Here is a 19,241-nt window from a genome sequence, read left to right as displayed (position 1 = left end):
TGAAAGTACAATGAATAAAAAAGTCGCATTTTATACATTAGGTTGTAAACTGAATTTTTCAGAAACTTCTACCATTGCCAGAAATTTTAATGCTGAAGGTTTTGATAGAGTCGATTTCTCTGAAAATGCAGATATTTATGTGATTAATACCTGTTCGGTTACCGAAAATGCAGACAAGCGATTTAAAACAATTGTAAAGCAAGCGCAAAAAGCTAATCCTGATGCTTTTGTTGCAGCGGTTGGTTGTTATGCCCAATTGAAACCACAAGAGTTGGCCGATGTTAATGGCGTAGATTTGGTGTTAGGGGCGACTGAGAAATTTAAGATTACTGACTATTTAAATGACCTTTCCAAAAATGATTTTGGAGAAGTTCATTCCTGCGAAATTGAAGATGCTGATTTTTATGTTGGTAGTTACTCCATAGGAGACAGGACTCGTGCATTTTTAAAAGTACAAGATGGTTGCGATTACAAATGTACCTATTGCACAATACCTCTAGCGCGTGGTATTTCAAGAAGTGATACCATGAAAAATGTTTTAGAAAATGCTCAAGCTATTTCAAAACAAAACATTAAAGAAATTGTTTTAACAGGAGTTAATATTGGAGATTACGGTAAAGGCGAGTTTGGCAACAAAAAGCACGAACACACCTTTTTAGATTTAGTTACTCAATTAGATAATGTGGATGGTATTGAAAGATTAAGAATTTCATCTATAGAGCCTAATCTTTTAAAAAATGAAACGATAGATTTGGTGTCAAAATCTAGAGCTTTTGTTCCACATTTTCATATTCCTTTACAATCTGGAAGTAACCATATTCTTAAAAAAATGAAGCGTAGATATATGCGCGAATTGTATGTAGATAGGATTGCCAAAATAAAGGAGGTAATGCCTCATGCCTGTATTGGTGTGGATGTTATTGTAGGTTTTCCCGGAGAAACAGATGCTCACTTTTTAGAATCGTATAATTTCTTGAACGCATTAGATATTTCATATCTACACGTTTTTACATATTCAGAGCGTGATAATACTGAAGCTACAAATATGGATGGTGTAGTACCTAAAAATGTGAGAAGTAAACGAAGTAAAATGTTACGAGGCTTATCCGTTAAGAAACGTCGCGCTTTTTACGAAAGTCAAATAGGAACAGCTCGAACCGTTTTATTTGAAAGCGAAAATAAAGAAGGTTATATTCATGGTTTTACTGAAAATTATGTTAAAGTTAAAACACCTTGGAATCCTAATTTGGTAAATACATTACATCACGTTGAACTTTCTCAAATTGACAATGATGGCATAGTGAGGTTTGAATTTTTAGAAGTTTTTCAAGGTAGTTAATTCTAATTTTCGACGAATAAACCCTGAAATTTAGTCTTTTAACTTATTTATTGTGTGGAATTAAGCTTCTGCATATACTTTAGCATAGATTAAATCATGCCCCAATATGAATAAAATATTTATTAACCTATGTTTTGCGTTTGCGCTAGTGTGTTTTTCTAGTTGTTCTACAGACGATTCAATAGATTCAAATGACTCATCTATTACTGGTGTTTGGAAACTGACTGCTTGGCATGTTGAAGAAGGTTTCGATATTAATAATGATGGAACAATAAGTACTAATCTTTTAAATGAAATAGATTGTTCAAGAAATGAAACGCTATTTTTTGATAATAAAGGAGTGGTATCATTAAACACAACATTTAATCCTGATTTAGATATTTCTGTATTAGACAATTCGACAAGTGAATATAGTTTTAATGTGTCTTGTGATGAGGGTATAATAAGTTTGGCAACATCTTATACCGTAAATGATTCTATTATTATAATCGGTGAGAGTCAAGCACAAATTGAAGGCAATCAAATTTCTTTTGTATTTGAAGATAGAATTAAAATTTATAATGAAAATTTAACTCAAGTGATAACAACGAAAGATTTAACTTTAGTTTACATTAAACAATAAAAAAAATCTAATAAAATATAAAAGCCAAAACTTTAAAGTTTTGGCTTTTATATTTTATTGAAAGAAAACTATATTCTAACCCCTACAGGTAGCATGCGTTTATATTTTCTATTACTTCTTACAAATTTTGCTATTGAAGGAGAAGTAGGCATAACACTTAAGTTGCGTGATGCTATTTCTTCAAAAACAAGAGATAAAAATTCTTTTTTAAAATCTTCATCTGTAATACTTTCTGGAATAATTAGTTTGGTTAAAAAAATCTTTCTTTCCTGTAAAGAGTATTCAATTATTGCTAAATCATCATCAACTTTAATTTCAAATTGACGTAGAAAATCATTGTCAATTAATTCTGCAGCTTCAACCATGTTATTTTTGTTTTAATTCTTAGGAAATTAAAAATAGTGAGTACTATTTCTCTAACTTTGTGCAAAAATACAAAAAATAATTGTTAGATTAAAGTAAATTTAAGGTTAATGCCTTATGGTTCAAGAGATAATACATGTTTATTTAATGCCAGGAATGGCTGCAAGTCCTAAAATTTTTGAGCATATTAAATTGCCTGAAAATCAGTTTAAAATTCATTTGCTTGAATGGATAATTCCCTTAGATAATGAAAGTTTAAGTGACTATGCGCTAAGATTATCTAAAATTATAAAACATGATGATATTGTTTTATTAGGTGTGTCATTTGGTGGTGTTATGGTGCAAGAAATGAGTAAGCATGTTAGAGTCAAAAAACTTATTATTGTATCTAGTGTAAAGTCTATGGGTGAGTTGCCAAAAAAGATGCTTTTGGCTAAAACTACCAAAGCATATGCCTTGGTGCCAACACAATTGGCAAGTAAAATTGATGTTTTTGAGAAATATGCTTTTGGTGCAACTATGACCAAGCGTTTAGAACTCTATAAAAAGTATTTATCTGTTAACGATAGTAAATATTTGAGCTGGGCAATAAAACAAATGGTATGTTGGGAACAGACAGAAATTTTGCCCGATATAATTCATATTCATGGCGATAAGGACCCCGTGTTTCCAATAAAATATATTAAAAACCCTATTGTTTTAAAAAACGGCACTCATATTGCAATTATCAATAAATATAAATGGTTTAACGAAAATTTACCTAAGCTAATTTTAGGTAAGTAAGCTATTTTTTTTAATTTTATAAAAAAACTTATTAAAATGAAGATTATACAGAAAGCATTGGCGTTTGTGGGACTATTAAGTTTATGCACCTTATTTATTTATGCCCTACAAGATGCACCTACAGATGAAAATTTCGAAACAAAATTAATAAATGATTATAACGTTTATGCGCTACAAGTTCCAGACAATTTGAATTTTGCTGGCGAGGCTATGCCGCTTGAAAATCCAGATATTTTAGAACGTATGGATAGAGAGTTATTGGTTAACACATATTGGCAATCAAATGGATTGTTAATGTTTAAACGAGCAAAAAAATATTTCCCAGTTATTGAACCTATTTTGGCTAAACACGGTGTTCCTGACGATTTTAAATATTTAGCAGTTATTGAAAGTGGTTTAACAAATGCGGTGTCTCCAGCAGGAGCAAGGGGTGTTTGGCAAATTATGCCAGCAACTGGTAGAGAGAATGGTTTAGAAGTAAACAAAAATGTAGATGAGCGTTATAATTTAGAAAAAGCTACCGAGGTGGCTTGCAAGTACTTATTAGAGGCTAAAAACAAATTGGGGTCATGGACATTGGCTGCAGCTGCTTACAATGCGGGTAATGCAGGAGTTTCAAGACGTTTAAAAGAACAGGGCGTTTCTGAGTATTACGATTTGCTTTTAGGCGAAGAAACGGGGCGCTATTTATTTAGAATTGTGGCTTTAAAAGAGATTTTATCAAACCCAAAAAAATACGGTTTCAATTTTAGAGATAAAGATTTATATACCAACATCCCAACATATAAAGTTGAGGTGGATACTGCGGTAACAGACTTTACTAAGTTTGCACAACGTTTTGGAATAAATTATAAACTATTAAAACTTCACAACCCTTGGTTACGTGAGCCACATCTTAATAATAAATCAAGAAAGGCTTATTTAGTTGAGATTCCTAAAGAAGGGTATTATAATTAGAGAAATAAACGTTTTTTTATTTTGATAGAAAGATGAAAAATATATTGCGGGATAATATCTGCGAAAAGGTACCTTATCCCGATTTATTTATGGGATATAATGAATAGAAGTTATTGTATAACTAGTTAGGGCAAATTTGAGAGAAACCGAGTGACTTTAATCATATGTCGTCAAATAAAGGAAAAAATTTATATCGTATCTGATTCAAAAGTTACCGATAAAAATGCTGTACGAAATAATCCGCTTGCAGGAAATCTGAAATCATTAATTCTGAATCCATATTTGAGTTTAAGTTTCGCAGGAAACATCCATTTTGCGGAAAAAATTCTTGAATTATTCTATTCGAATAAAATCGCAAATCTGCAACAATTAGTCCTTGAGTGTTTAAAAGCAAATATTGAATCTAATAACGAAACTGATTTTATAATTGCTTCTCTTGAAAACGGAAATCCAGTAATTATCAAGATTTCGAATAAAACTGCTCAACAAAATCAACAAAATGCTTGGATAGGAAATCAATTAGCATTTAACAAATTCCAAGAATATTATCACTCTACTGAATCTGATAAAAAAGAATCTTCCAAAATAAATAGTGCGTTTAAATCAGTAATTAAAAATGAGAGAATTGAAGATGTTGCCGATTTTTGCTTGTCAATAGAAACGGTTTATCAAGAAAACGTAAAAAAACAGTGTTTCATTTATGAAATGAATGCTGACGTATCATTTCGACCAGGAACAATAACAATTTCTAAAAACAATCAAAGTCAAATCATCCCATTTGGAGGACCAGAGAAAGGTGCTTTTCTTGCTTTATATATGAGGTCATTTAACCTTCTTAAACCAGCAATAGCAATACACTTTCCCGAAGGAAAATTTGGAGTTCTTTTTTGTCCAGCAATAAATTTAAACAAAGCGGAAGTAATTAAAGAGGCAAACGGAGAAATATTTATGGATATTATTTATGACAAATATGGAATAAATCTAGAAGGACTTGTTGCGGAAGATGGAAATAGATTAACGATGAAAATGAATAAAAAAAACTTGCCCTAACAACGTGTATAATTCATTGCTAGTACTCGCCTACTTACGAAAATCCTCGCGGATTTTCTATTTGGTTTGTATTTGCTAAATTAGTTGCTGAAACACGCAACGAAATCATACACAAACACGTTAGCAAACATTTGAGAATGAACAACGATTGGAAACATTTTAAAACTGCCTATGATGGAGATTATTGCGAAATTGAAGGAATAAATGTTTGGGAATACAAATGGAAATCTGACTATGAGACAGTAATAGTTAAAGACCCAAATTATGGGGAAACAAAATCATTCAATAAGTTTTGGATTGAATTACCTAATAAAAAAATTGAATTTGTTGCTGGCGAATTTTCTAATTGTGTTTGGGGTTTTTACACCAAAAGTTGATAATAAAAAACTATTATGAGAACATTAATAATTCTGTCTTTGATTTTAGGAATTAATTCTTGCACAGCTCAATCTGAATCTGAAAAAAAACTAATCGGAAAATGGATTTTAATTGCAGAATCGGACTCTCTTCCTGACGATATTGAGCCACTAACGGAAAATAACTCGGAATCGGAATCGGAATCGGACGAAAAAACGGAATCGGAAACTACTCTGACTTTTAATATCGACAAATCAATTTTTATTAACCAAAAGGGAAACGAGTATAACTCGACTTATAAATTGACTGACTCAATTCTGACTATTGGAAATCGGAATTATATCATAGTCGAAATTGACAAAAACAAACTGATTTATAAAAATAAAGGCGGACTTTTTGACAAGCATTATGAATATAAAAAAGTGGAATAAAAACGTGTGCAAACAAAGTACTGTGGTAAGAAACAAGTAAAAACTCATTAATTTTTCACTAAAGCACTTCTGTAAGAATCATCATATATTAATCCTGATTTAGCTATTGCAAAAGCCTGTTTTAAAAGCTTATTACAAACCGCTATTAGTGCTATTTTTTACTCTTTACTTTGGTTACTAATCACTCATATATTTCTTGACATGCTTTATTATATTTACAAGCATTAAAACTGCACATAAATAATAAATTCCGAAGTTTCTGATTACCTATCTTACTAATTCTAGCGCGTATATAATTAATTGCTTGGCTCAAGTTTACTCGAAATTTCCTTCGGAAATTCCTCTGGTTCATGAATGTTTGTTAAATTAGTTACTGAAACACGCAACTAACCATGCAGAACGTTATCTGTAATTCCGAAAAAAATCAATGAAAAATAAAGTCAAATTACTAAACAGGCAATCTTCTTTGGAATTCCTGCCAAATTTATCAAATAAATTAGGTCCAAAAATTTATATCAAAAGAGATGATGAAAGTGGTCGCGGAGGTGGTGGAAATAAATTAAGAAAATATGAACGAATTATAGCAGATGCAATTAACAAAAAAGCAGATACATTAATAATTGCGGGACACTTTCAATCTAATGCTGCTCGTGCACTTGTTGGAGCAGCTTGTCAACTTGGGTTAAAATCAATTGTTGTTTGTAAAGCAATGATTCCTGAACAGAACACAACCTTCAATCAAAATGGGAATGCTCTCTTGATGAAGTTAATGAATGCTAATATAATTACTATTGACGCAGAAGATGACTTTTAAATTGAAATGAAAAAAATTGCTGATAATGTAAACAAAAAAGGAAACAAAGCTTATTTAATTCCTTTTGGTGGTTCAAACTTATTAGGCTCTTTAGGTTACTTTGATTGTGCCAATGAAATTATTGAACAATTTCAAAACGTAGAAGGAACAGTGCCTGACTATGTTATAACACCAACCGGTAGTGGTGGAACAATGGCAGGGCTTATCGCTGGTTTTGCTATTGCCAAAACTTCAACAAAAGTGATTGGTTTTAGTGTGTTACACAAAGACCTGACAATTGAAAACGTTGTAAATAACTAACAAACGAAATAATTGAAAATGTTAAACCAAAATTTGACACAACTATTGATTTCGAGTTAAATACCAAATTTGTAGGGAAAGCATATGGAGTTCCTTCAGAAAATGGAGTTAAAGCAATTAAAATGTTAGCCGAATTAGAAGGACTTTTTCTTTGTCCTGTATATACGAGTAAAGCAATGGCTGGATTAATTGAATATATTAAAGAGAATAAAATAAAAAAAGATGAAACAATAGTTTTTATACATACTGGTGGAATGCCTTTAGTTCACGCATACTATAATCTGTACGAATAGGAACTACGCACAACACTGGTAACCGTTGCACAAGCTCTGTCCTTTACTGAAAAAGGTAACATAATTTTACTTTTTCTGCTAAATGCTAAGTGCTAAGTATCTATTAAATATTGAGTAAGCCATATGAGTGAGTGCGTTATGGATTGAATGGCCTTTTTAGCTTGCCTATGTAGGAGGAAGCGAGTGGTGAAAGCCCGACCCTTTTTCTGGGTAACACCCATATTCTATTACCTGCCGCGTCTTTTTTGAGATCTTACAGAACCTCCTGCGCCGTAATGTTGATTAGGTCCTGCGGCCTGTTTCATGTTTTGTTTCATCATTTTTATCTGATCGGTTAGCATGCCTTGTTTGTCTAATTTTTGGGCTTCAGATAATAATTTTTGCGCTTCTTGCTTTCTACGCTTAGAAAAAGCAATGCCTGCTAAATTCAACTTAGCCATAGCTACGTCGTGATCCATTGATAAACCTAATGAAAGAGCTTTTTTGAAATATTTCTCGGCTTCATTCATATTGTCTTGAGAGACCATAATGCCATGTAAATAGTTGTAATAACCTTGTTGTTTTGTAACTAATGCAGCTTCAGGATTCTTAATTCTGTTTAACCATTTTTTAGCGCCTTCAAAATCTTGTTTTCTTAGTCTTAAAAAGGCTAAAAGAATAAATTCGTTTTTAAAATATAGGAATATAAAAATTAAAGACAAAAATATAAGAGCAATGCCGTTACCAATATAGCCTTCGGTAAATTGGTAAATAGCAAAAGCAATTATTCCAGCCGCAATGATTAGTTTTATAGTTTTATTGTACATATTTTAAAATTTCAATTGATAAAAAGTACGGTTTGTATGTGAAATAAACCGCTTTAAAGTTTTAAGACTGCAAAGAAACTAAATTTTTATTAAAATAGATATAAGGATATTTAACAAAATAATTGATTATCCTAAATAAATAAAGGTCTGGCGTGAGTTTATTAGCCTTGAAAAATATTTCAAATATTTTTTAAAAAATGATTTGCAAAGTAATAAAGGGTTTGTATATTTGCCCTCGGTTTTAACAAGCCATCTATTTTTAAAATTACAACACAGATTTAAAAACATAAGAAAATGCCAAAAAGAACGTTTCAGCCATCAAAGAGAAAAAGAAGAAACAAACATGGTTTCAGAGAAAGAATGGCTTCTGCTAACGGTAGAAAGGTATTAGCGCGTAGAAGAGCTAAAGGAAGAAAAAAATTATCTGTTTCAACAGAAACTAGACATAAAAAATAATGATTAACAATTGTTGATAATTAAAAGGTATTACTTAACGGTAATGCCTTTTTTTATATCTGCTGATTACTATTTTTGCAACACATTTAAATACAACATATAACCAGTAAAAAATGCCGAAAAATCCAAAACTAAAATCGATACTAATTATTGGCTCAGGACCTATAGTAATAGGTCAAGCATGTGAATTTGATTATTCAGGATCTCAATCTTTACGTTCTTTAAGAGAAGATGGGATTGAAACTATTCTTATAAATTCAAATCCAGCAACAATCATGACTGACCCTTCAATGGCCGATCATGTTTATTTATTGCCTTTGAATACAAAATCTATTATTAAAATTTTAAAAGAACACCCACAAATTGATGCGGTATTACCAACTATGGGTGGGCAAACTGCATTAAATTTATGTATTGAAGCTGATGAAAAAGGCATTTGGAAAGACTTTGATGTTGAATTAATAGGTGTAGATATTAATGCCATTAACATAACAGAAGATAGAGAGCAGTTTAGAGAATTGATGGGAAAAATAGGTGTTGATATGGCGCCACAAGCTACTGCAACATCATTCTTAAAAGGAAAAGAAATTGCTCAAGAGTTTGGTTTTCCTTTATGCATTAGAGCTTCTTATACACTTGGAGGTGCTGGTGCTGCAATTGTTTATGAAGAAGAAGATTATGATAAATTATTACGTAGAGGATTAGAGATTTCTCCAATCCACGAAGTAATGATTGATAAAGCGATGATGGGTTGGAAAGAGTATGAATTAGAGTTACTTCGTGATAAAAATGATAATGTTGTAATTATTTGTTCTATCGAGAATATGGATCCTATGGGAATTCATACAGGAGATTCTATTACAGTTGCTCCAGCAATGACTTTAAGCGATAAAACGTATCAAAAGATGCGCGATATGGCTATAAAAATGATGCGTAGTATTGGTGATTTTGAAGGTGGTTGTAATGTGCAGTTTGCAGTTAGTCCAGATGAAAAAGAAGATATTATAGCTATTGAAATTAACCCACGTGTATCACGTTCTTCAGCATTAGCAAGTAAAGCAACTGGATATCCAATTGCTAAAATTGCAACTAAATTAGCTATAGGTTATACTTTAGATGAATTAGATAATCAAATTACTAAGTCTACTTCAGCACTTTTCGAGCCAACCTTAGATTATGTTATTGTAAAAATACCACGTTGGAATTTTGATAAGTTTGAAGGTTCAGACAGAACATTAGGGCTTCAAATGAAAGCCGTAGGTGAGGTTATGGGTATTGGACGTTCTTTTCAAGAAGCACTTCATAAAGCAACGCAATCACTAGAAATTAAAAGAAATGGTTTAGGTGCTGATGGTAAAGGTTATACAGATTATAACCAGATAATAGAAAAACTTACCCATGCAAGTTGGGATCGTGTTTTTGCAATTTATGATGCTATTGAAATTGGTATTCCATTAAGTCAAATTTATGATATCACAAAAATTGACATGTGGTATCTTAAACAATATGAAGAACTTTTTCAACTTCAAAAAGAGATTTCAAATTACACTATTGATGATATAGATAGAGATTTACTTCTTGAGGCGAAACAAAAAGGATATGGAGATCGCCAAATAGCTCATATGTTGGGTTGTTTAGAAAGTCAGGTTTATAATAAGAGAGATGAGTTTAATATACAACGTGTATTTAAATTAGTTGATACTTGCGCTGCTGAGTTTACAGCAAAAACACCATATTATTATTCTACTTTTGAAAATGTAGTTGAAACAGCTTCAGGAGAACAATACACACATAATGAAAGTGTGGTAACTGATAAAAAGAAAATTGTTGTACTTGGTTCTGGTCCTAATAGAATTGGACAAGGTATTGAGTTTGATTATTGTTGTGTACACGGTGTATTAGCAGCTGCTGAATGTGGTTATGAAACTATTATGATAAACTGTAATCCTGAAACGGTTTCTACAGATTTTGACACTGCAGATAAATTATACTTTGAGCCTGTATTCTGGGAACATATTTATGATATTATCCGTCATGAAAAACCAGAAGGTGTTATTGTACAGTTAGGAGGACAAACAGCTTTAAAACTTGCTGAAAAGTTAACTAAATACGGTATTAAAATTATAGGCACAAGCTTTGAATCATTAGATTTAGCTGAAGATAGAGGAAGCTTTTCAAGGTTGTTGAAAGAAAATAATATTCCTTATCCAGAATTTGGAATTGCTGAAAACGCAGATGAAGCTTTAGTTCTAGCTGAAGAATTGGATTTTCCAATTTTGGTAAGACCATCATATGTATTAGGAGGTCAAGGGATGAAAATTGTAATTAATAAAGAAGACTTAATAGAGCATGTTGTTGATTTATTAAGAAGAATGCCAAATAATAAACTCCTTTTAGATCATTATTTAGATGGTGCTATTGAAGCTGAAGCAGATGCTATTTGTGATGCTGATGGTAATGTGTATATTATTGGTATTATGGAACATATTGAGCCATGTGGTGTACATTCAGGTGACTCTAACGCAACATTACCAGCCTTTAATTTAGGAGACTTAGTAATGCAACAAATCATTGATCATACGCATACTATTGCTAAAGCATTAAATACAGTTGGTTTAATTAATATCCAGTTTGCTATTAAAGATGATACGGTATATATTATTGAAGCAAACCCAAGAGCATCTAGAACGGTTCCGTTTATTGCTAAAGCTTATAAGGAGCCTTATGTAAATTATGCTACTAAAGTGATGTTAGGTGAAAAGAAGGTAACAGACTTTGATTTCAATCCTCAGTTAGATGGTTATGCAATTAAACAACCTGTATTCTCTTTTAACAAATTCCCGAATGTAGATAAGCGTTTAGGACCAGAAATGAAAAGTACTGGTGAAAGTATCCTTTTTATCGATAGCTTAAAAGATGATGAGTTTTACGATTTATATTCAAGACGTAAAATGTACTTGAGTAAATAATACTTCAGTAAAATATTTGATTAAAAGCCGCTTTATGCGGCTTTTTTTATAATTTTTTTGTTAATGATTAAAATCAATTTTGGCATTTTGAGTTTTAATAAACTCTATATGTTCTTCAATTTTAAACTCAGAAGCCCTAAATTTTGATGACCTTTTTCTAGCTTGTTCTTGTCTAGCTATACTTCTTGCGAAACGGCGAACACTTTGTTCTGTATCTAAAATTAAACCTGGAACTTTAGCATTTTTTCCATCTTTATCTTTGGCAACCATAGTGAAGTAAGATGAATTACAATGTTTAATTTTTCCTGTTTGAATATTTTCTGACTCAACTCGTAAGCCAACAACCATAGAGGTTCTTCCGGTATAGTTAACTGATGCTTTAAGAGTTACTAATTCACCAACTTCAATAGGGTTTAAAAAATCAACTTTATTTACAGATGCTGTTACGCAATAATTCCTGGAGTGTTTTGAAGCACAAGCAAATGCTATTTGATCCATTAAATTTAAAATGTGACCGCCATGAATTTTTCCGCTAAAATTTGAATGTGATGGTAACATGAGTTCTGTAATAGATACTTGAGAGTCTTTGGCGTGCTTAAACATGAGCCTTTATTTTAAAAATGAAACAAACTACAAATGAGCCCTAATGTAGTAATATATTTTATGTCCACTTTAGTGCTTTATTTATTTTTATTGAGTTATGAAATATTTTGTAAAAAAAAGTAATTTTAATAAATATTCTGGATGGAACTGTTAAAATAACAACAGGTAAATTAAAAGTGAGATAGAATGTTATTTTATTCGTCCTCTTCTGCACGTTTAATAATAGCCTCGGGGAGTGATTTTTTTGCTTTAGCTCCCATCTTTTTAAGTTTTTCAACACTTGTTATGAGATTTCCTCTGCCGTCAACTAATTTATTCATTGCTGAAGAATAATCGTTTTTAGCAGCATCTATCTTTTTTCCAACACCAGTTAAATCACTTACTAAGCCTTCAAATTTATCGTAAAGCGCTCCTGCTTGTCGCGCAATTTCAATAGCATTACGTTGTTGTTTTTCGTTATTCCACATGCTGTCTATAGTACGTAATGTAGCTAATAATGTAGAAGGCGTGACAATTACAATATTCTTTTCAAACGCCTTGTTGTAAATTGAATTGTCTTCATTTACAACTATGGCAAAAGCGGGCTCTATAGGGATGAACATGAGTACAAAATCTGGCGATTCTATATCATATAAATCCTGATAATTTTTATCTGAAAGTTGATCTACATGTTTTCTAATAGAATTAACATGGGCTTTTAGAAATTGCTGTTTGTCATCCTCCTCAGCATTTGCCAAACGCTCATAATCAGTTAAAGACACTTTACTGTCAATAATCATTTTTTTACCATCAGGAAGATTCAAAACAACATCTGGTAAAACACGAGACCCATCATCTCTTGTGAAACTTTGTTGCACAAAATATTCTCTATCTTTCTCTAAACCAGATTTTTCTAAAACGCGTTCTAAAACTAATTCTCCCCAATTTCCTTGCATTTTACTATCACCTTTTAATGCCCTTGTGAGGTTTGTAGCTTCCTTTGTCATTTGTTGGTTTAAGTCTTTTAAACCTAATAATTGCTCTTTTAAAGCCGAATGCATACTGATGCTTTCCTTTTGAGTTAAATCAACTTTTTCTTCAAAAGTTTTAATTTTTTCTTGAAGCGGATTTAATATGTTTTTAATGTTTTCTTTATTCTGAAGTGTAAATTTTTCAGACTTTTCATCTAGTATTTTAGTGGCTAACAACTCAAAATCTTTACGAAGTTGTTCTTGGCGTTCTTCAAGTTCTGCATCACGTTTTAGATTGAGTTCTTGAAGGTTTTCGTATTCAGAATTTTTTCTTGCTAATTCTGTATTTAAAAAGTCTTTTTCGCGACGAATGTCTTCACGTTCATTTTCAATTTTAGTTAAATTTTGCTTTAACTCTTCAATAGTTAATTGCATTTGGTTTTGGCGTTCTTCAAGTGTACTTTGTTCACTTTTAGTTTTAAGTTTTGTGAAAAGCATACCTAAATAGCCACCAATGGTAGCAGCAATTAAAATGGATATAATGAGAATAAGGCTATCGTTCATTTAGAAAAGAAATATAGTCAAAGATAATTTTTTAAGTTGGAAGACCGAAACAAGAAGTAGGAAGTTTATCTTATTTTATTAGAATTTTAATGTCGTTAATAACACGTTTAATATCATCATCATCGGTGCCGTCATAAATGCCTCGAATTTGCTTTTTCTTATCAATTAAAATGAAGTTTGGTGTATGAATAAAATCTTGTAAGCCACCATCTCCTTGTTCAACAACGGCAAAGTAGCTTTTACGAGCTAAGTTGTATATGTGTTTTTTATCTCCAGTAGTTACATGCCATTTTGAATCAATAACGCCTTTGTTATTTGCATACTCCTTTAATACAGAAATGCTATCAATATCTGGTGTTACTGATAATGATAGTAGCATAACATCATCATGGTTAATAAATTCATTTTGAATTTTCAACATATTATTCGTCATAATTGGGCAAATACTTGGGCAGCGTGTGAAGAAGAAATCAGCAATGTATATTTTGTCTTTAAAGGTTTCTTGAGTAATACTGTTTCCGTTTTGATTAATCAAACTGAAATTGGCTACTGAATGATTTTCATTTTTATTTAGAAGACTTTTGTCAACTAATTCAGGGTTTAAATCTGAAGGATTATAAACTGGTAATTGTTTTTTTGAAAATGTATTGCAAGAAAATGCTAAAACTAATAATGTTAACGTGCTTTTGTTTAAAAATTTAGAAATCATTTTAAAAATTAAATGGCATGGTTTTTAATAAATGCTTTTGCCTTTTCAATTTCTGGTCTATTACTATTCGAATCTTTTGTTAATTCAATAAGTTGATTATAATAACCAGTTGCCTTACCTAAATCACCAGATTGTTCTGAAGCTATTGCTGCTCCGTAAATACCATTAAACCTGTTAGGGCGTCCTTTTAAATCTTCCTCATAGGCTGCTAATGCCTCTTTTGGTTTATTCATTTCTAAAAGCATATCACCCAATAATTCTATGGCTGGGAGTACATCTCCGGGTGTGACAGGGTGTTTGCTTGTGTGTCGTTCTATTTCGGTAGCTTCTTGCATTAATGCAAGGCCACTTTTTGAATCATTTTTTCTAAAACTTAGCCAAGCTTGTGTTGTTTTAATTTGTATTTCAACTAGTTTAACTTGAATGGCTTTTGTTTTATCATTTTGGTCTATTAAGTTTTTATGTAAACTTTTCAATATTTCAATTTCAGATTCAACAGTTTTAAAATCATTTGTATTTACTGCTCCCATTGCTACTGCAAAGTGATGTATAGCTTTTTGCCACGGAAATTTATCCCAATCTAGTTCTACATCTTGTAAAGTAAGACGAGCAGCGCGTTCCCAATTTTTGTTTTCTAAGGCTAGTCTTGCAGGAATAGCTGTTAAAGGATAAGTTACAGCGGTTAGCATCATAGGATAAAAAACTTTTTTATTCTTTATTATACTATATTGTTCTTCAGCACTTGAATTATCTCCTTTTTGTATATAGGCATACACTAAATAATCAATGGCATGAATTTCTTCAAAATGTGCTCCAGATAAATTTGCAGCTTCTTCATAACACCTTGAGCTTTCACTCGATAATAAATTAGATGTTATAGACTCTTGCCAAATGCCTAATCTGGTAAAAATATGTGATGGCATATGTTGCGCATGAGCTGAAGATGGAGCAATACTGGCATATCTACGTGCCGTTTCTAATCCTTTTTGAGCTAATACAGGGTTGTCATAATTATGAATTATATAGTGTGCAATCCCTGGGTGGTTTGGATTCTCGGCAAATAAGCCTTCAAGAATTTTCCCTGCCTTTCTTTCATTTTTAAATGCTTTACCAACTCTATCTCTTGTAGAAAATAATGCTAAGGAATAAAAAATGGCTGCTTCAATATCTTCGGGATATTTTAAGTGAATAGCTTCCATTTTATTTTCAAACCTTTTGGCTCTTGTTTTATGGTCTATAGTCTCCCAATTGGTATAAAAGGCATCAATAGCATTAATATAATCTCTTTGCTTTTCATCCATCGATAATTCTTTGGCAATTTTCAAAACAGCTGAGCCTTTAATTAAATCTTCATTGGAAGGAGGGAACCATGCAGCATGATAAATACTCATAGCAACGCCCCAATATGCCATTGGGCAATTAGGGTCTGCATCAATCACTTTTACAAATGCTTTTTCAGATTCGCTATATTGAAATGAATGTAGTAAAGCTACAGCTAAATCAAATGCTTTTCTGGTTTCATAATCACAGGAAAGTGAAAATTTTAATTCACCAAATTGGCCACTGCCACATAATAGTAAATCGCCTCTTTGAAAATCGATAGATGCTAATGCTGGATTAGGTTTAGGGTTTTTACAATTAAAGCACAACAATAGCCCAAAAACAGGCAAAATAAATTTTAATGATTTCATTAAATTAGTTTTTAAGTTCGATTTGAAAATCATTTAAAAAAGGAGAGAAAAGGTAATGTTTTGATTTTCAGATATGTAAATATAGTAAAAATTAACAGAAGTAAGAATGCTTAATTCATTACTCGAAATGTTCCTGTGGTTTCATCAAATGAAATCAAGTCTTTAGGGAATAAGGTTTCAAAGGTGCCCTTCGCAATTAAGTTGCAAGGTTCATCCGAAACCACTTCTTTATCGGTCATAACAATCATTTTATCACAAAGCTGAATAGCTAAATCTATCTCATGAGATGAAAATAAAATAGTTTTATTCGTTTCTTTAGCAAGTTTTTGAAGTAACTTTAATATGTATGCTTTATGGTACATATCTAGATGTGTAGTAGGTTCATCTAGAATAATTAAATCTGTGTCTTGGGCTAAAGCTCGTGCAATCATTACTTTTTGTAATTGGCCATCGCTAAGTTCAAAACATTTTTTGGTTTTTAAATCACATAAGTTTGTTTGTATTAATGCTTTATCAACAATTTCGATATCATTTCTAGATAAATTTCCAACCCAATTGGTATAAGGTTGTCTTCCTAAAGCCACCAATTCAAAAACCGATAAATTTTTTGAAGCTATTTGTTCGGTTAAAACCAAACTCATCACTTTTGCCAAGTCCAAAGGGTTATAGTCTACTACATTTTTTTTGTTTAAATGAATAGAACCATTTAAAGGTGCTTGAACTTGAGTTAATGTTCTTATTAAAGTAGATTTTCCAATGCCATTGGCGCCGATTAGTCCAACAAATTCTCCTTTATGCAATTCAATATTGATATTTGAGGCAACAATAGTTTTTGCTTTTTTTGAAGTGTAACCAATGGATAAATCTTCGGTCTTTAAAATGATATGTTGGTTATTGTTTTTCATTAAAACACCATTTTACGTTTTCTAACTAATAACCAAATAACAACAGGAGCACCAATTAGCGATGTAATAGCATTGATAGGTAGCGTATAATCACTATTTGGTAATTGAGCTATGCTATCGCAAATAAGCATGACAATGGCGCCAAGTATAAAAACTGCTGGTAATAGTATTTTGTGATTTGATGTATTGAAAACCTGCCTAGTTATATGAGGAATTGCTAAACCAATAAAAGCAATAGGGCCAGTAAAAGCTGTAATCGTTCCGGCTAGTAAACTTGTGGCTATAATTATTATTAGGCGACTTTGCTTAATATTTAGCCCTAAGCTTTTGGCATAATTTTCTCCTAAAAGTAACGTGTTTAAAGGTTTTATAGATAGAACACTTATAATGATTCCTAATCCATAAATAAACAACAAAATGAGAATATCGTGCCAAGTTAAATTCCCTAAACTACCGAATCCCCAGAAAATATATTGCTGTAATTGTTCTGCAGAGCCAAAATAAGAAAGCACGCTAACAATTGCTGCTGTAATACTTGCAAACATGAGTCCAATAATAAGAATAGCCATAGTGTCTCTTACTTTTATGGAAACTGCCAAAACGGCTAACAACACCAAAAAGCTTCCTAAACTTGCGGCAATAACAATGCCCCATTTTGAAATAAAAAGTGATGCCAGAACACCACCAAAAAAACTAGAACCTAGTATTACAAGAGCAACCCCCAAACTAGCACCAGAGCTTATTCCTAAAGCGAAAGGGCCAGCTAATGGATTTCTAAACAAGGTTTGCATAAGCAAGCCAGAAATGCCTAACCCTGAGCCTACAATAATTGCGGTTATGGCTTTTGGTAATCTGTAGTTTTGGATAATATGTTGCCAAGTTTCTTGTTCTGTTGCATTATTAATAAGGCTATTAAATATATCTTTTAAAGGAATGGACACAGAGCCTAAACTAATATTAATAAAAAAACAAAAGATTAGAATAGCTAATAGTGCTATAAAGGATTTGTGATATGTTTTTTTATTTGACAATTATTTTAATGGTTTATAAAAGTATAACTTATAATTTTCTAATAGTTCTGGATGACAAATTTTCATCAAATCTTTGAGTACTAAATCGGGTCTTGTCATTCCTAATTCGTAATATAAAACACCCCCAGAATCCCCAGTGGTATTGGTGAATGTATATATGTTTTTATTTTGAAATGCATTAAACATAGTATGATTTTGATTGCCATTTTTCAAAGCTTCTAGACTTGAATAATTTGAAGGGCTAAGCCAAATATCAGCATCCTTTGCTTTTACAAAAACAGATTCAAAATTTAATTTTAAACTCCCAGAGCCTTTTGTATCACTCCAAAGATAATTTACATTGGCGTCTTTTAAAAGTTGTGCTTCAGTACTTGTTCCGTTTGGTAAATACCAAATATCAGCATGCATGGCGCCACTTAAAATAGTGGGTTTGTGTTTTACATTTTCGGCTAACTTTTTAGCTTCTAAATATCCTTTTTCTATTCGATTAAAAATAGAATCAGCTTCTTTTTCTTTATTGTATAAAGCTCCAAAAAATTTTATCCATTCCGCTTTAGCTAAAGGAGATTCTTCAATCCAATCGCCATTAAAAATTACTGGAATTCCAGATTTTTTAATAGTTTCTAAGGAGCGATTGTTGCCATCAATACCAAAACCAACAACCAATTCGGGGTTTAATTCTAAAAGCACTTCTGTATTTAAACTTTCGTTTTTTCCAAGTTCTCTTATGTTTCCTTTGTTTATTTGTTGTCTTATTTTTTCAGATGAAATATAATCCGTTCCAGGAAATCCAACTAGGGTTTGTTCAACTCCCAATAATTCTAAAGCAGGGATATGGGTTGTAGATGTGACTACTATTTTTTGAATTGGTAATGCTATGGTATTATCAAAGCGTTCTCTTTCATAAATCCAATAATCAGCGTCATAATTGTTTTCTAGTAAAGCAAACCTATAGCTTCTATTTGCTTCTGGCCAAGGTTTTTTTACTTCTAAAATTTTGTGCGTTTCATACTTTTTTATTGAAAATCCTTTAGCATATTTAAGTTTGATTGAAATACCTGTAATATTTTCTTTGAGTTTTTTTGAAGGTTCACTTTTACAGTTAAAAAAAACAAAAACAATGAATAATAGACAATAATTAAACTTCATATAATGATGTAACATTTGTAGCAAATTAAAACCTTTTAGGTTTTTAATTTTGTAAATAAACATAAAACCTATGCGAGACGGTTCAAATTTAACAATATA

19 protein-coding genes and 2 pseudogenes are annotated in these 19,241 nt (G+C 31.6%); 11 read left to right on the top strand and 10 right to left on the bottom strand.

Annotation, left to right across the window (positions count from 1 at the left end; translation table 11 throughout):
- Positions 1–10 precede the first annotated feature (10 nt).
- Both mtaB and Q0870_RS03270 read left to right on the top strand, forming a co-directional pair.
- On the top strand, positions 11–1,339 hold the full coding sequence (mtaB, locus tag Q0870_RS03275; RefSeq protein WP_298551045.1) for a tRNA (N(6)-L-threonylcarbamoyladenosine(37)-C(2))-methylthiotransferase MtaB: 1,329 nt from the start codon (positions 11–13) through the stop codon (positions 1,337–1,339).
- A gap of 106 nt (positions 1,340–1,445) precedes the next feature.
- Positions 1,446–1,961, top strand: coding sequence for a hypothetical protein (locus tag Q0870_RS03270; protein WP_298551044.1), 516 nt, complete (start codon positions 1,446–1,448; stop codon positions 1,959–1,961).
- A gap of 68 nt (positions 1,962–2,029) precedes the next feature.
- On the opposite strand, the gene Q0870_RS03265 is transcribed toward Q0870_RS03270, so the two are convergent.
- Positions 2,030–2,326 carry an N-acetyltransferase gene (locus Q0870_RS03265; protein WP_298551042.1) on the bottom strand — a complete coding sequence of 99 codons (297 nt, stop codon included), beginning with the start codon at positions 2,324–2,326 and terminating at the stop codon, positions 2,030–2,032.
- Positions 2,327–2,441: 115 nt separating this feature from the next.
- On the opposite strand from Q0870_RS03265, the gene Q0870_RS03260 reads away from it, so the two are divergent.
- From Q0870_RS03260 to Q0870_RS03240, 5 genes are all read left to right on the top strand, one after another.
- Positions 2,442–3,107 (top strand): alpha/beta hydrolase, encoded by a 666-nt coding sequence (locus Q0870_RS03260; protein ID WP_298551040.1) that lies wholly within the window; start codon positions 2,442–2,444, stop codon positions 3,105–3,107.
- A gap of 36 nt (positions 3,108–3,143) precedes the next feature.
- Positions 3,144–4,064, top strand: a complete 921-nt coding sequence (locus tag Q0870_RS03255) for a lytic transglycosylase domain-containing protein (RefSeq protein ID WP_298551038.1) — start codon at positions 3,144–3,146, stop codon at positions 4,062–4,064.
- 150 nt (positions 4,065–4,214) lie between these two features.
- Positions 4,215–5,114, top strand: coding sequence for a hypothetical protein (locus Q0870_RS03250; protein ID WP_298551036.1), 900 nt, complete (start codon positions 4,215–4,217; stop codon positions 5,112–5,114).
- Between the two features lie 137 nt (positions 5,115–5,251).
- Positions 5,252–5,491: a hypothetical protein gene (locus Q0870_RS03245; protein ID WP_298551034.1), complete on the top strand. Its 240-nt coding sequence runs from the start codon at positions 5,252–5,254 to the stop codon at positions 5,489–5,491.
- Positions 5,492–5,506: 15 nt separating this feature from the next.
- The gene (locus tag Q0870_RS03240; RefSeq protein WP_298551032.1) at positions 5,507–5,902 is read left to right on the top strand and encodes a hypothetical protein; all 396 of its coding nucleotides are present in this window, start codon (positions 5,507–5,509) and stop codon (positions 5,900–5,902) included.
- A 47-nt stretch (positions 5,903–5,949) separates the two neighbouring features.
- Here Q0870_RS03240 and Q0870_RS03235 read toward each other — a convergent pair.
- Positions 5,950–6,188, bottom strand: a pseudogene (locus Q0870_RS03235) (IS110 family transposase); the annotation flags it as partial.
- Positions 6,189–6,329: 141 nt separating this feature from the next.
- Here Q0870_RS03235 and Q0870_RS03230 point away from each other — a divergent pair.
- Together Q0870_RS03230 and Q0870_RS03225 are read left to right on the top strand one after the other, a co-directional pair.
- Positions 6,330–7,016: pseudogene (locus Q0870_RS03230) on the top strand (pyridoxal-phosphate dependent enzyme).
- A gap of 8 nt (positions 7,017–7,024) precedes the next feature.
- Positions 7,025–7,309 (top strand): pyridoxal-phosphate dependent enzyme, encoded by a 285-nt coding sequence (locus Q0870_RS03225; RefSeq protein ID WP_363317917.1) that lies wholly within the window; start codon positions 7,025–7,027, stop codon positions 7,307–7,309.
- A 227-nt stretch (positions 7,310–7,536) separates the two neighbouring features.
- Here Q0870_RS03225 and Q0870_RS03220 read toward each other — a convergent pair whose 3' ends face one another.
- Positions 7,537–8,115, bottom strand: coding sequence for a DUF2892 domain-containing protein (locus Q0870_RS03220; RefSeq protein WP_298551030.1), 579 nt, complete (start codon positions 8,113–8,115; stop codon positions 7,537–7,539).
- Between the two features lie 294 nt (positions 8,116–8,409).
- Here Q0870_RS03220 and rpmH point away from each other — a divergent pair, with 294 nt between their 5' ends.
- Both rpmH and carB read left to right on the top strand, forming a co-directional pair.
- Complete coding sequence (rpmH, locus tag Q0870_RS03215; RefSeq protein WP_034059443.1) at positions 8,410–8,571, top strand: 50S ribosomal protein L34; 162 nt, start codon at positions 8,410–8,412, stop codon at positions 8,569–8,571.
- A 113-nt stretch (positions 8,572–8,684) separates the two neighbouring features.
- On the top strand, positions 8,685–11,540 hold the full coding sequence (gene carB, locus Q0870_RS03210) for a carbamoyl-phosphate synthase large subunit (protein ID WP_298551028.1): 2,856 nt from the start codon (positions 8,685–8,687) through the stop codon (positions 11,538–11,540).
- 60 nt (positions 11,541–11,600) lie between these two features.
- Here the strand turns inward: carB and Q0870_RS03205 are convergent, their stop codons facing one another.
- The 7 genes from Q0870_RS03205 to Q0870_RS03175 form a co-directional block, all read right to left on the bottom strand.
- Positions 11,601–12,143, bottom strand: coding sequence for an acyl-CoA thioesterase (locus Q0870_RS03205; protein WP_298551026.1), 543 nt, complete (start codon positions 12,141–12,143; stop codon positions 11,601–11,603).
- A gap of 194 nt (positions 12,144–12,337) precedes the next feature.
- Complete coding sequence (rmuC, locus tag Q0870_RS03200; protein ID WP_298551024.1) at positions 12,338–13,657, bottom strand: DNA recombination protein RmuC; 1,320 nt, start codon at positions 13,655–13,657, stop codon at positions 12,338–12,340.
- Positions 13,658–13,727: 70 nt separating this feature from the next.
- Positions 13,728–14,366, bottom strand: coding sequence for an SCO family protein (locus tag Q0870_RS03195; protein ID WP_298551022.1), 639 nt, complete (start codon positions 14,364–14,366; stop codon positions 13,728–13,730).
- An 8-nt stretch (positions 14,367–14,374) separates the two neighbouring features.
- Positions 14,375–16,057: a hypothetical protein gene (locus tag Q0870_RS03190; protein ID WP_298551020.1), complete on the bottom strand. Its 1,683-nt coding sequence runs from the start codon at positions 16,055–16,057 to the stop codon at positions 14,375–14,377.
- 110 nt (positions 16,058–16,167) lie between these two features.
- A complete protein-coding gene (locus tag Q0870_RS03185; RefSeq protein ID WP_298551018.1) occupies positions 16,168–16,962 on the bottom strand; it encodes an ABC transporter ATP-binding protein in 795 nt (264 codons plus the stop codon).
- A complete protein-coding gene (locus Q0870_RS03180) occupies positions 16,962–17,993 on the bottom strand; it encodes an iron ABC transporter permease (RefSeq protein WP_298551016.1) in 1,032 nt (343 codons plus the stop codon). Before Q0870_RS03180 ends, Q0870_RS03185 begins: the two co-directional genes overlap by 1 nt.
- Positions 17,994–19,142 (bottom strand): ABC transporter substrate-binding protein, encoded by a 1,149-nt coding sequence (locus Q0870_RS03175; RefSeq protein ID WP_298551014.1) that lies wholly within the window; start codon positions 19,140–19,142, stop codon positions 17,994–17,996. It abuts the gene before it with no gap.
- Between the last annotated feature and the right edge of the window lie 99 nt (positions 19,143–19,241).

It is taken from the genome of uncultured Algibacter sp., assembly GCF_947487575.1.
In the GTDB taxonomy this organism is placed as follows: domain Bacteria; phylum Bacteroidota; class Bacteroidia; order Flavobacteriales; family Flavobacteriaceae; genus Algibacter_B.
The sequence above is the reverse complement of the archived record's forward strand: the minus strand, read 5'-3'. Positions and strand labels throughout refer to the sequence as shown.

Excerpts from the sequence above, each read along its gene's own strand:
- Q0870_RS03185 (WP_298551018.1), bottom strand. The coding sequence starts at position 16,962 with ATGAAAAACAATAACCAACATATCATTTTAAAGACCGAAGATTTATCC.
- Q0870_RS03255 (WP_298551038.1), top strand. The coding sequence starts at position 3,144 with ATGAAGATTATACAGAAAGCATTGGCGTTTGTGGGACTATTAAGTTTA.
- rpmH (WP_034059443.1), top strand. The coding sequence starts at position 8,410 with ATGCCAAAAAGAACGTTTCAGCCATCAAAGAGAAAAAGAAGAAACAAA.
- carB (WP_298551028.1), top strand. The coding sequence starts at position 8,685 with ATGCCGAAAAATCCAAAACTAAAATCGATACTAATTATTGGCTCAGGA.
- rmuC (WP_298551024.1), bottom strand. The coding sequence starts at position 13,657 with ATGAACGATAGCCTTATTCTCATTATATCCATTTTAATTGCTGCTACC.
- Q0870_RS03265 (WP_298551042.1), bottom strand. The coding sequence starts at position 2,326 with ATGGTTGAAGCTGCAGAATTAATTGACAATGATTTTCTACGTCAATTT.
- Q0870_RS03260 (WP_298551040.1), top strand. The coding sequence starts at position 2,442 with ATGGTTCAAGAGATAATACATGTTTATTTAATGCCAGGAATGGCTGCA.
- Q0870_RS03195 (WP_298551022.1), bottom strand. The coding sequence starts at position 14,366 with ATGATTTCTAAATTTTTAAACAAAAGCACGTTAACATTATTAGTTTTA.
- Q0870_RS03175 (WP_298551014.1), bottom strand. The coding sequence starts at position 19,142 with ATGAAGTTTAATTATTGTCTATTATTCATTGTTTTTGTTTTTTTTAAC.
- Q0870_RS03240 (WP_298551032.1), top strand. The coding sequence starts at position 5,507 with ATGAGAACATTAATAATTCTGTCTTTGATTTTAGGAATTAATTCTTGC.
- Q0870_RS03205 (WP_298551026.1), bottom strand. The coding sequence starts at position 12,143 with ATGTTTAAGCACGCCAAAGACTCTCAAGTATCTATTACAGAACTCATG.
- mtaB (WP_298551045.1), top strand. The coding sequence starts at position 11 with ATGAATAAAAAAGTCGCATTTTATACATTAGGTTGTAAACTGAATTTT.
- Q0870_RS03270 (WP_298551044.1), top strand. The coding sequence starts at position 1,446 with ATGAATAAAATATTTATTAACCTATGTTTTGCGTTTGCGCTAGTGTGT.
- Q0870_RS03220 (WP_298551030.1), bottom strand. The coding sequence starts at position 8,115 with ATGTACAATAAAACTATAAAACTAATCATTGCGGCTGGAATAATTGCT.
- Q0870_RS03190 (WP_298551020.1), bottom strand. The coding sequence starts at position 16,057 with ATGAAATCATTAAAATTTATTTTGCCTGTTTTTGGGCTATTGTTGTGC.
- Q0870_RS03245 (WP_298551034.1), top strand. The coding sequence starts at position 5,252 with ATGAACAACGATTGGAAACATTTTAAAACTGCCTATGATGGAGATTAT.